General features: G+C 69.5%; 11 protein-coding genes. 7 read left to right on the plus strand and 4 right to left on the minus strand.

Annotated elements, in window-relative coordinates:
* The gene (locus tag ACZ3I4_RS07845; protein WP_465381096.1) at window positions 1–564 is read right to left on the minus strand and encodes a hypothetical protein; all 564 of its coding nucleotides are present in this window, start codon (window positions 562–564) and stop codon (window positions 1–3) included.
* A gap of 211 nt (window positions 565–775) precedes the next feature.
* Here ACZ3I4_RS07845 and ACZ3I4_RS07850 point away from each other — a divergent pair, with 211 nt between their 5' ends.
* From ACZ3I4_RS07850 to ACZ3I4_RS07860, 3 genes are all read left to right on the plus strand, one after another.
* Entirely contained in the window at window positions 776–1528 is a 753-nt protein-coding gene (locus ACZ3I4_RS07850; protein WP_465381097.1) for a hypothetical protein, read from the plus strand.
* A 428-nt stretch (window positions 1529–1956) separates the two neighbouring features.
* On the plus strand, window positions 1957–3549 hold the full coding sequence (gene groL / locus ACZ3I4_RS07855; RefSeq protein WP_465381166.1) for a chaperonin GroEL: 1593 nt from the start codon (window positions 1957–1959) through the stop codon (window positions 3547–3549).
* The gene (locus ACZ3I4_RS07860; protein WP_465381098.1) at window positions 3542–4093 is read left to right on the plus strand and encodes a hypothetical protein; all 552 of its coding nucleotides are present in this window, start codon (window positions 3542–3544) and stop codon (window positions 4091–4093) included. Before groL ends, ACZ3I4_RS07860 begins: the two co-directional genes overlap by 8 nt.
* An 82-nt stretch (window positions 4094–4175) precedes the next feature.
* On the opposite strand, the gene ACZ3I4_RS07865 is transcribed toward ACZ3I4_RS07860, so the two are convergent.
* The 3 genes from ACZ3I4_RS07865 to ACZ3I4_RS07875 form a co-directional block, all read right to left on the minus strand.
* Complete coding sequence (locus ACZ3I4_RS07865) at window positions 4176–4973, minus strand: maleylpyruvate isomerase family mycothiol-dependent enzyme (protein ID WP_465381099.1); 798 nt, start codon at window positions 4971–4973, stop codon at window positions 4176–4178.
* Between the two features lie 63 nt (window positions 4974–5036).
* The gene (locus ACZ3I4_RS07870) at window positions 5037–5990 is read right to left on the minus strand and encodes a cyclase family protein (RefSeq protein ID WP_465381100.1); all 954 of its coding nucleotides are present in this window, start codon (window positions 5988–5990) and stop codon (window positions 5037–5039) included.
* 125 nt (window positions 5991–6115) lie between these two features.
* Window positions 6116–7549, minus strand: a complete 1434-nt coding sequence (locus ACZ3I4_RS07875; protein WP_465381101.1) for an LVIVD repeat-containing protein — start codon at window positions 7547–7549, stop codon at window positions 6116–6118.
* A gap of 130 nt (window positions 7550–7679) precedes the next feature.
* Here ACZ3I4_RS07875 and ACZ3I4_RS07880 point away from each other — a divergent pair, with 130 nt between their 5' ends.
* From ACZ3I4_RS07880 to ACZ3I4_RS07895, 4 genes are all read left to right on the plus strand, one after another.
* On the plus strand, window positions 7680–8351 hold the full coding sequence (locus ACZ3I4_RS07880; protein WP_465381102.1) for a DUF305 domain-containing protein: 672 nt from the start codon (window positions 7680–7682) through the stop codon (window positions 8349–8351).
* Window positions 8352–8360: 9 nt separating this feature from the next.
* Window positions 8361–9476, plus strand: a complete 1116-nt coding sequence (locus tag ACZ3I4_RS07885) for an NAD(P)H-dependent flavin oxidoreductase (protein ID WP_465381103.1) — start codon at window positions 8361–8363, stop codon at window positions 9474–9476.
* Window positions 9473–10978: an acetyl-CoA acetyltransferase gene (locus ACZ3I4_RS07890; protein ID WP_465381104.1), complete on the plus strand. Its 1506-nt coding sequence runs from the start codon at window positions 9473–9475 to the stop codon at window positions 10976–10978. Before ACZ3I4_RS07885 ends, ACZ3I4_RS07890 begins: the two co-directional genes overlap by 4 nt.
* A 91-nt stretch (window positions 10979–11069) precedes the next feature.
* Window positions 11070–11516, plus strand: coding sequence for a hypothetical protein (locus ACZ3I4_RS07895; protein ID WP_465381105.1), 447 nt, complete (start codon window positions 11070–11072; stop codon window positions 11514–11516).
* Window positions 11517–11527 lie beyond the last annotated feature (11 nt).

An 11527-nucleotide genomic window follows, 5' to 3' on the forward strand; every position in this document is an offset into this window, starting at 1 on the left:
TCAGGCAAACCGTTCCGTGGTCACCGGAATCAGCCCCCGCCCCCGGGCGCCGGCGATCAGCACGCGCAACACCACCCCGGCGGCCCCGTCGTCCTCGCCCGCCAGCAGCACGGTGACGTCGAGAGCCCACGCGATCCCGCCTCCGACCCGGTGCAGCCGCCACTCGAACTCGTCGCCGCCCACCCGCCGTTCGCCATCCGCCGGCCCGGCCGTGGTGTCCCCGGCGAACAGCACCCGATAAACCCGCCGCTCCAGAAACCCGTACGGCGTGGGCTCGTCCCTGAGCCGCAGCACCGGCGCGCCGGAAAACGCCTCGAACTCCCAGGGCAGTTCCTCGCGAACCGGCAGCGCCCCACCATAGGCCGCCTCGGCCCCCGCCCGATCAACCGGCATCACCCCAGCCAGCAGCGCCGGATCACTACGCCACTGCCGCCCAGAAACCCCGCGCCACTGGCCGTCGCTCCACAGCGAACTACGCAACCCCACAGTCGTGTAATCGAGGCCAAGCTCGAATTCCTCAACAAGCAGCCCCAGCCCCCGAACCAGGTAGTAATCGATCGTCATCGCCCCGTCCCGCCTTCCCCTGCCCCACCGCACCCGGGAAATGCCATGAAGGTACGGCAGTGTCGAACCGGCTGGCTTGCCGATGAGCGGCATCCATGGTCGACAGCACTCACGGCCAGGACCGCCCTTCCGCCGCCGTTCACCGAGGCGTTGAGCACGTAAGCGACCCGGTCTACGCTGCACACATTCCGTATTCGTCAGGGAGCGAGGAGTGCGGGTGCAACAGGGCCGGATCGAGCCGCCACTCATGGACGACTCGGGTTACTGCGTGACCGCGGAGGACCTGGCGTTCCTCGGCATCGCCGAGACGTCACTTGCGGCGTTTCGCCAGCAGCTGTATCCGCTGGGCTGTGAGCCGGACGAATGGAAGCAGTTCGTCGAGTCGCTCCAGGAGGCGCTCGCCGCCGACGGCATCACCGACGCCGACGTCCGGCTCCAAGGCAGCGCCGCGCGTTTCTTCTCCGGCCTTCACAAGACCATGCCGTACGAGAAGGAAGAAATCGCCGCGCTGTTTCTGAAGCTGCGCGAGCGCGTGCCCACACGATTCGAGACCGAACGCACGGCCAAAGCACTGGCCGAGGTCTGGCCCCCAGGCGCCGGCCGGCCTCGTCGGCGCCCGTTCGACGCGCTCTTCCAGCTGAACATCGACCGGTTTCCGTCCGACATCGACGTACAGATCTCCAGCGCCGAGATCGTCGAGCGAGTAAAAACCCACCTTGAGCACGTGGGGCTGCCGCCGAGCAAGATGCTGACGGAGAATCCAAAGTACGCGTTCGTGTTGAAGGAGCACGTCGGCATTCTCTGTCCATACCTGACGCATTGGGCCCTCCTGCAGACGGACATCCTCCGCCGGCCGGTGACGATCGCAGTCTTCGACCTGTCGGGACCTCCCGAGATCCCCGGGCTGCAGTCCAGCCACCATCAGGCCGAGGACTGGCTGGTAACGCTGGGAGCTCAGCGATGACCTTCGCTTCTCCCACGGTGCATTGGCGTCACGATCTTGTCCGTCCGCTGACTGAACGGGACTCCGAATTCCTCGAGACGGAGCTCGGTATGACCTTTCCCTGGCTCTTTCGGTCAGAGGAATGGATCGTCGGCTTCCGCTTGCTGGAGGCCGCCGATGACGAGATCGCTCAACTGCGGGCGACGCGGCTGCCCGAGGGGGACGGCCTCGCCTTCGAGGCCGTCACAACCAGGGCCGACTACGACCCGGCACAGCTGCGAGCACTGGAACGCCGCGTCGTCGCGGCGCTCGCCGCAATCACTCGCAAGGCAGAGGGTCCAGTGCGATTCGGACCTGTCGTGCCAGTCCGGCGCGCCGAGCCGTCGGCCGGCCTTCGGGCTCGACCGGCAAACGCGACGCCCGCACCCGCTCAAACCCCCTCAGCTAAGATCATCGCTTTTGGTGAGGAAGCTCGTCGCGGCCTCGAGAGTGGTATGAACCAGCTCGCCGACGCCGTCAAGGTGACGCTCGGCCCCAAGGGCCGCAATGTCGTGCTCGAGAAGAAGTGGGGCGCTCCCACCATCACCAACGATGGTGTGTCGATCGCCAAGGAGATCGAGCTCGAGGGCACCTTCGAGAAGATCGGCGCCGAGCTGGTCAAGGAGGTCGCCAAGAAGACCGACGACGTCGCCGGTGACGGTACGACGACGGCGGTCGTTCTGGCCCAGGCTCTGGTTCGCGAGGGCCTGCGCAACGTAGCCGCCGGCGCCAACCCGATGGCCCTCACGCGGGGCATCGAGGCCGCCGTGGCCAGCGTTTCCGAGGGCCTTCAGCAGCTCGCGAAGGACGTGGAGACCAAGGAGCAGATCGCGTTTGTCGCCTCCATCTCCGCCGGTGACTCCACGGTCGGCGAGATCATCGCCGAGGCCATGGACAAGGTCGGCAAGGAAGGCGTCATCACCGTCGAGGAGAGCAACACCTTCGGTCTCGAGCTCGAGCTCACCGAGGGCATGCGCTTCGACAAGGGCTACATCTCGCCGTACTTCATGACCGACGCCGAGCGCATGGAGGCCGTCTTCGACGACCCCTACATCCTGATCGCCAACAGCAAGATCTCGGCGGTCAAGGACCTCCTCCCCGTGCTGGAGAAGGTCATGCAGGGCGGCAAGCCGCTCGTCATCATCGCCGAGGACGTCGAGGGCGAGGCCCTGGCCACCCTGGTCGTCAACAAGATCCGCGGCACCTTCAAGTCGGTCGCCGTCAAGGCCCCCGGCTTCGGTGACCGTCGCAAGGCCATGCTGGACGACATCGCCATCGTGACCGGTGGCGCCGTCATCAGCGAAGAGATCGGCCTCAAGCTGGAGAACGCCGACCTCAGTCACCTCGGCACCGCCCGCCGGGTGCTCGTCACCCGGGACGAAACCACGATCGTCGACGGTGGCAGCGACGCCGAGCGGATCGAGAGCCGGGTCAACCAGATCCGCGCCCAGATCGAGAAGTCGGACTCCGACTACGACCGCGAGAAGCTGCAGGAGCGCCTGGCCAAGCTGGCCGGCGGTGTTGCGGTCATCAAGGTCGGCGCGGCCACCGAGGTCGAGCTCAAGGAGCGCAAGCACCGCATCGAGGACGCCCTCCGCAGTGCCCGGGCGGCCGTCGAGGAGGGCATCGTGCCGGGCGGCGGCGCCGCGTTGATACAGGTGGGCCTCCGCGCCTTTGACAAGCTGAACCTGTCTGGTGACGAGGCGACGGGCGCGAACATCGTCAAGGTTGCGCTGGATGCCCCACTGCGTCAGATCGCTGAGAACGCGGGCTTTGACGGCGGCGCGGCGGCGGAGACTTTGCGCGGCCTCGAGGCGGGTCACGGCCTCAACGCCGCGACCGGCGAGTACGTCGACCTGCTGGCCGCGGGCATCATCGACCCGGCCAAGGTCACCCGCTCGGCGCTGCAGAACGCCGCGTCGATCGCCGCGCTGTTCCTCACCACCGAGGCCGTCGTGTCCGCCCAGCGGTCCGAAGCAACCACCGAGCCGACCCGTGACTGACCCGGCCCGTGACGAGACGCAGCGCCAGCGCGACGTCGTCGATCTGATGGCGAGCGCCCACTCCGCGCTGCGTGACAGCTACCGACGCCGTGCCACGACCATGACATGCACGTTGCTCGCCCTTTCCGTCGTCGCGACCGCCTTCGCCTTCGCCGCCGGCGACACGAAGGTCACTCTGCTGGGCTTGACCCTCGAACGATCGACGTGGCTCGGCTGGTTCGCAGCGGCCACCTTCACGTTGACTCTTGCCGACCTGGTGATCGACTGGCGGGGAAAGGCGCGCCGCCACGAGGACGCGGTTCGTCAGCTGAGCAGCTTGAAGGCCGAGTACCGCAGGCCCGTCCCGCTCAGCGCCCAAGACGCAGTGCGGGACCGGCTCACCGAGCGCTACCAGTTCGTCATGGACACCATTCCGGAGATCCCGGAGCGCCGATTCCTCGCACTCAAAGCCGCGCATCTGCGCAAGTCGGTGCTCAGCCGGGCCTTGTCGAACAACCCCGGAAGCACAGTGCAACAGGCACGCCGGGCGCTCAAGAAGCCATAGCAAACGGGGCTCGTACGGTCGCGCCCGTGAACGATGGACCGCACAAGGGGGCCGCCGTTCGTCATCGGCTGATCGGTGGCGGTCAGCCGGCGACGTGGGCGGTGCTGTCGAGCCAGTGCCGGGCCAGGCCGGCGTCGCCGTCGATGCTGACGCCGGGGGCTTCGGTCAGGGGGAGGCGGCGGGTCAGGATCAGCAGCAGCGACTGCGCCGGGCCGGTCACGGTCACGTCGGCCGGTCGGGCGCCGGGCTGCCACGTTGCCCCGTCCGGGCCGCGCTCGACGAACCAGGCGCCCGGTTCGTCCGCGGTGTCGGTGGCCTGCCAGGCCAGGGTCTGGCCCGTGCCGCGGATGGCCTGGGCCGACTCGGGTCGCGCCCAAGCCCACGTGGGGGAAGTGAGCATCGCGAAGTGGTTGCTGATCAGCGCGGCGGCGATGCCGGGCTCGATGTGAGGTGACCGGCCGGCCGCGCGGGCCGCGTCGGACCCGTGGATGACCGACTCGTTGAGCATGCTCATCATCCAGAACCGCGTTCCGGACCGCCCGTCGCCCGCGGCGTTGAACACCGGCGCGTCGAGCGCGTCGTCGGAGCATGCTTTGGCGACCCGCCGGGCCGACTCCGCCAGCCACGCCGGCCACTGGCCGGGGTCGGCGGGCCGGACGGCCATCTCCGTGGGCAGTTTCGCCGGGTCGGTGATGCGCCGCTCGATGATGTCGGCGACCCAGTGCTGGGTCTGGCCGATATGCTCGACCAGCTCGGTGACGGTCCACTCCGGGGCGGTCGGCACGGCGGCGCCGGGCCCGGCCGCGGCGGCCCATTCGGCCAGACGCCGGGTGTGCTCGATGATGGCCCGCCGGGCGTGTTCGGCGTTCAGCTCGGTCATGGAAGTGCCCCTCTCCGCGGTTCGTTGCCCTCAATGACCCGGCGAGCCGGGCGAACTCATCGCTCAGAAGGTGGCGATCGGGTTGACCGGGCTCCCGGACGTGCCCGCGAAACGAACCGGCGCGACCGCGAGCTGGAAGTCCCACTGGCCGAGCCCGGCCGCCGTCGTCGCGCACGCCTCCAGGTCGCAGTTGTCGAGCAGCCACAGACCCATCGCGACCAGGCTGACGGCATGGACCGGCATCAGCACCTCGGCGTAGCCCGACGGCTGAACGTCCTGGGGAGTGTCGGCGCCGATCAGGGCGGCCTCGCGTTCCCGCAGCCACGGCAGGCAGGACGCGTGCCAGCCGGCCTGCCGGAAGTCGCTTGTCGCACCGTTCTCGTGCCGGAAGCGGCCGTAGCCGGTCCGCAGAAGCACCGCATCGCCGGACCGCACCCGCACACCCTGGCGGCGCTCGACCTCTTCGAGATCGTCCGGGAACACCGCCTGTCCCGGTTCCAGCCATGGCACGTCGCGCACCCGGGCGATGTCGAGCAGGACGCCGCGCGTGACGATCCCGTTGGCCGCCGCGGTGACCGCCGCCCAGGCCGACCCGGTGCCGGCGTCGACCAGCGAGTGCGACCGCCCGTTGTACATCTTGCCGTCCCAGAAGATGTGGCACGGCGAATCGAGGTGGGTGATGGTGTTGCCGTGGAAGGCGATGCCGAGCCGCTCGGACGAGAAGCCCCAGCGCCGGTCGGCGTGGAAGGCGGCGGGCATGCCGTCGGCGCCGGGCATGTCGGCGGCGCAGGGGCACGTCGTCGTCGACCGTTCCATCTCGCCCGGCACCGCCACCTCCCACGCGCACGACACGCTCCGGCCATGACGTACGGCTTGCGCCGCCGCCAGCCGTACGTCGTCGGTGATGTGGTTCAGAGTGCCGAGCTGGTCGTCGTCGCCCCACCGCCCCCAGTTCGACAGCGTGCCGAAGTATCCGAGCACGTCGTCCCGTGTGGGGACCGATCGTCCTGCCGCCATGCCCGCACCGACTCCTCCGGTCGCCCGCCCCGGGCCGTCAGGGCCCGCTGAACTGGCGTAATGATCGCAGGTCGACACGACGGTGCCCGCCTCGCCAAGGGCGGGGCGGGCACCGGGTCAGTGCTTTACCACCTCAGGAAGTTGTCCTGGGTCTGGGCGTTGAAGGTGTCCGCCCGGAAGTACTTGGCGATCGCCGTGCGGGCGTCTTTCAGTTCCAGCACGTCGATGCCCTTGGTGATGTCGTTCGAGTAGATGTAGCCGTTGTACCAGTACGCGGACCATGAGCCGCCGCCGGTGAGCTGGGTCGTGGACAGCGGGCCCCGCTCCCAGAAGGCGATCTCCTTGGGGCGGCGGGAGTCGGTGAAGTCCCAGACCGAGACGCCGCCGAGATACCAGGCCTGCACCATGATGTCGCGGCCCGGCACCGGGATGAGGGAGCCGTTGTGGGCCACGCACACCTCGGTGTCCGCGTTGTAGCGCGGGATCTTGTAGTAGCTGCGGAACTCCAGCTTCTTCTTGCCCCGCTTGGAGACGATGTCGTAGATGGCGTCGGCGCCGCGGTTCGGGCCGACCTCCTCGTTGCAGGTGGCCGCGCCGCCGCCGCCGAGCTCATCGGTGAAGATGACCTTGGTGCCGCTGTTGTTGAACGTGGCCGAGTGCCAGAACGCGAAGTTGACCTCGTCGCGCACCGTCGTGATGACGGTGGGCTTGGCGCGGTTCTTGATGTCGAAGAGCACGCCGTCACCCATGCAGGCGCCCGCGGCGAGGTCCTTCTCGGCGTACACGGTGATGTCGTGGCAGCCGGTCGTCGGGATCTGCTCGGGGTTGTCGCTGCCCGGGAAGCCACCGCCGGGGAACACGACGGGGGTCGCGACCACGGCCGCGGCCGTCGGGGTGCGCAGCGGCACCTTGACGATCGAGATCTTGTCGTGCGGCAGCGCGCAGTTGGGCAGGTCGGCGCCGGCCAGGTTGTACGACGAGACGTACAGGTAGACGTTCTTCTCGCCGCGCTTGCCGGGCACCAGCGTCTGCGTGTGCGAACCGCAGTCCGTCTTGACCGACTTCAGGTACTTCGGCGTCAGCGGGTTGCTGATGTCGAAGATCTTGATGCCTTCCCAGCGGTCGCCCGGCGCCGCGGTCGTCGACGCCACGTTGTCGCAGGTGTCGTTCGTGCGCTGCGAGTCGGTGCCGAGGAACAGCAGGTTGCCGGTGACGGAGATGTCGTTCTGCGAGCCCGGGCAGAGGACCTGCGCGGCGACCTTGGGCTCCTTGGGCTTGCTGACGTCGTAGACGTAGAAGCCGTTGTAGTTGCCGCCGTATGCGTACTTGCCCTGGAACGCCCAGTCCGTGTTGGTGCCCGTGAGGGGGCCGGACTTGTCCAGGTGGGCGACCTGCTTGAGGTTCGGGCTGCTGACGATCTCGTCGACGCCCGGTATGGTGCCCGGATCGGCGGGTGCCGCGCTGCTGGCTGGTGCCGTCATCAATCCGGCAACCAGGACGGCCGCGCTGACGGCGGCCCAGCGCTTGAGCAGCCGCCCTCGTGGGGCAGTGTGCTTCATGGGGCTCCCTTCCCTTGACGCATCCCCCGCGGCGAAGGTGAGCGCGCAACGATGCGTATTCATCTTGGTCGTTACAGTAGTGGCCGGGGCCGGTTCCGGAAACATCTTCAAAGATCAATGTGGAGGCGCGGTGGCTCGGGTCAGGACATCGACACTCATCGCGGCCGTGGTGATCGTGGCCGGCGCGGTGACCGTGGCGGTCGCCGCCCGGATGGGCTCGGACGACTCGGCCGCGGCGCCCCGGCCGAGTGCGAGCGCGCCCCCGCCGCAGCGTGTGGTGCTTCCCGGCGCCCCCGGCGACGAGGCCGTGGTGAGCGACACCGACAAGGTCAAGGCGCCCGACGGGTCGACCTACAACGGCATCGACACGACGTTCGTCCAGATGATGATCGTCCACCACGAGCAGGCGATCACGATGGCGAAACTGGCACCCGGTCGCGCGGACAACGCCAAACTGACGGCCCTGGCCGAGCGGATCAGCGCCGCGCAGCCGTTCGAGATCAACTTCTTGAAGTCGTGGCTCCGGGAGCGCGGGCTGCCCGACAACGACCCCAGCCACGATCACAGCACGATGCCGGGCATGCAGACCGAGGCCGACATGGCCGCGCTGACCGCCGCCCGGGGGCCCGCGTTCGACACCAGGTTCGCCGCCATGATGACCGCGCACCACCGCGGCGCCCTGCGGATGGCGGGTGACGTCGTGAAGGGCGGCAACGACGAGAAACTGCGGGAGATCGCCGGTGAGATGGCGGTCGAGCAGGGCAGCGAGATCCGGCGCCTCCAGCAAGTGACTGCCGGGTAACGTGTCGGCATGCGTACGGCCCTGACCGAACTGCTCGGCGTCGAGCACCCCATCGTCGGATTCAACCGATCGCCGGCCGTCGTCGCCGCGGTCACCAACGCGGGCGGCTTCGGAGTGCTCGCCGCCTCCGTCTACGGCGCCGAGGAACTCGACGCCCAGCTCACCTGGATCGAGGAGCAGGTCGGCGGGAAGCCGTACGGCGTCGATCTGCTCGTTCCCGAGAAGTTCGTGCCCGGCGACCCGGCCGACCTGGTCGCCAGCATGCGGGCCCAGATCCCCGAGGAGCATCTGGCGTTCGTGCGCGGGCTGCTCGACAAGTACGACATCCCGCCCGCTCCGACGGTCGACCACCAGCACGTCGCCGCGTCGCTGACCACACCCGGCGCGGTCGCGCTGCTCGACGTCGCGTTCCGGCACCGCATCTCGCTGATCGCCAGCGCGCTCGGCGCCCCGCCGCCCGAACTGGTCGCGCGGGCCAAGGCCCAGGGCATCGTGACGGCCGCGCTGGTCGGGCAGGGCCGGCACGCGGAACGGCAGATCGCGGCCGGGGTCGACGTGCTGGTCGCGCAGGGCACCGAGGCCGGCGGGCACACCGGCACGATCGCCACGATGGTGCTCACGCCCGAGATCGTCGACATCGCCGGTGACCGCCCGGTGCTCGCGGCCGGCGGCATCGCGGACGGCCGGCAGATGGCCGCCGCCCTCGCGCTGGGCGCGGCCGGGGTGTGGTGCGGCTCGGTGTGGCTGTCGAGCGAGGAAGACGTCGCGGTGGCCGCCATCAAGAACAAGTTCCTGGCCGCGAGCAGTGCCGACACGTTGCGCTCGCCGACGCGTACCGGAAAACCGGCCCGCCAACTGCGGACCGCCTGGCACGACGAGTGGGACGCGGCGGGCAGCCCGCAGCCGTTGCCGCTTCCGCTGCAGCCGATGCTGGTCGACGACGCGTGGCAGCGGATCGACGCCGCCGCCGAGGCCGGGCACGAGGGCGCGCTCAAGCTGGAGTCGTTCTTCGTCGGGCAGGTCGTGGGCTCGTTCCGCGACATCCGGCCCGCGGGCGAGATCACCCGGCGGATGGCGGCCGACTGCGAGCAGCGCATCCGTGAGCTGGCGGGGCGGCTTTCATGACCCTTGCCCGTACGCCGGTGCTGGTCGGAGTGGGTGAGGTGAGCGAGCGGATCGGCGAGCCGGGGTATCGGCGGCGCTCGCCCGCCGACCTGGCCGCCGACGCCGCGCGGGAGGCGTTGCGGGACGCCGGAATCGACGCGTCCGCAGTGGACACCGTGGCCGGCGTGCCGCAGTTCGAGATCTCGCTGCCCTGGGCCACCCCGCTGCTCGGCGCGTCGGACAACTTCCCGCGCTCGGTCGCCGGTCGGCTCGGGGCCCATCCACGCCGGGCCGTGCTCGAGACCGGCGGCGGGCAGGCCCCGCAGCATCTGGTCAACGAGTTCGCGGCCACGATCGCGGCCGGCGACGCCGACGTGGTTCTGCTGTTCGGCTCCGAAGCCATCTCGACGATCACGTCGCTGGCTGCCTCGGACGACAGGCCGGACTTCACCGAGAGCCCCGGCGGGTCGCTGGAGGCGCGCGGGCCGGGGCTGGACGGAATCGTGTCGATGCACCACGTCGCGCACGGCCTTTCCGATACGCCGTCGCAGTATTCGCTCATCGACAATGCTCGGCGGGCCCGGCTGAAAATGTCGCGGGAGGCGTACGCGTCGGCCATCGGGCAGCTTTTCGAGCCGTTCACGGCGGTGGCCGCGGCCAATCCGCATGCGGCCGCGCCGGTTTTCCGCGACGCCGTTTCCCTGGTCACTCCGACCGCCGCCAACCGGCCGATCGCCGACCCGTACACGCGTTACGTGGTCGCGCGCGACAAGGTGAATCAGGGCGCCGCCGTGGTGCTGATGTCGGTCGAGGCGGCGCGGCGGCACGGCGTACGGGAAGAGAATTGGGTCTATCTCGCCGGGCACGCCGACCTGCGGGAGCGCACGATGGCCGACCGGGCCGACTACGGCGACTCGCCCGCCGCGCAAAGGGCCGCGCAGCACGCGCTCGAGGTCGCCGGAATCACGGAATCGGAGCTTTCCGTACTCGACCTCTACAGTTGTTATGCCGCACCGGTGTTCATCGTGGCCGAGGCCCTGGGCGTGGCCCCGGACGACCCGCGCGGGCTCACCGCGACCGGTGGGCTGCCGTTCTTCGGCGGGCCGGGCAACAACTACTCGATGCACGCGATCGCCTCGGTGGTGCGGAAACTGCGTGCGGCGCCCGGCACTTACGGTTTCGTCGGGGCCAACGGCGGCATCATGAGCAAGCATTCCACGGGCGTTTACACCACGATCCCGTACGAGTGGAAGCCGTCGGACAGCGAGCGAATCCAGTCCGCATTGGACGCCGTTCCCGCGCCCGGCGAGGCGATCGAGGCGGACGGTGAAGGCGTCGTGGAGACGTACGCGGTAAAGCATCTGCGCGACGGCGAAAGGGAGGGAATCGTGCTCGGCCGCCTCGACGACGGACGCCGTTTCGTGGCCCGCGCCGACGCGATCCTCGACCTGCTGACCGAGGGTGAACCGATCGGCGAAAGGGTCGTCGTCCGGCCCACGGCGGACGGAAATGTGATCGCCTGAGCTGATTCACAGAACTCAGCGAACCCTCTGGCCCGGCCCGCGAATTCGAGAAGGTCCACCACGAGGTCGTGCGGCCGGTACGCTCCGCCGGGTGACCGTCCGCCTCCGCCTCCTGCTCGTGTCGCTGGCCATGCTCGCGGTGGGGCTGATTCTGCTCGGGGCGTCGCTGTTGTCCGAGCGGTCAGCCTACGACCCCACGGCGTCGTCGGTGGGGTCGTTCTTCCTCCTCCTCGCCGGCGGGCTGGTCCTGCTGGCCGCGGGCACATTCCGGGGCAGCCGCGCCGCGTGGATCGGCACTCTGGTCGTCGCGGGGACGGTGGTGCTGGTGCCGGCCGCGTTCTGGGTGTCCGACATCGTCGACAGTCTCGGCCGGCCCGAGCCGGAAAACGTGATCACGCTGGAGGCGACGGCCACCGCGACCGCCGTGGCGCCGGGCTACGCGTACGCCGACGTCGGCGGCCTCCTGACGCTGGTCGGCGCGGCGTTGGCCGTCGTCCTGCTCGCGCTGCCGGCCACCCGCCGTGACCTGCGCTTGTAAGGGCTTGCAAC

Source organism: Actinoplanes sp. NPDC021490 (assembly GCF_055562135.1).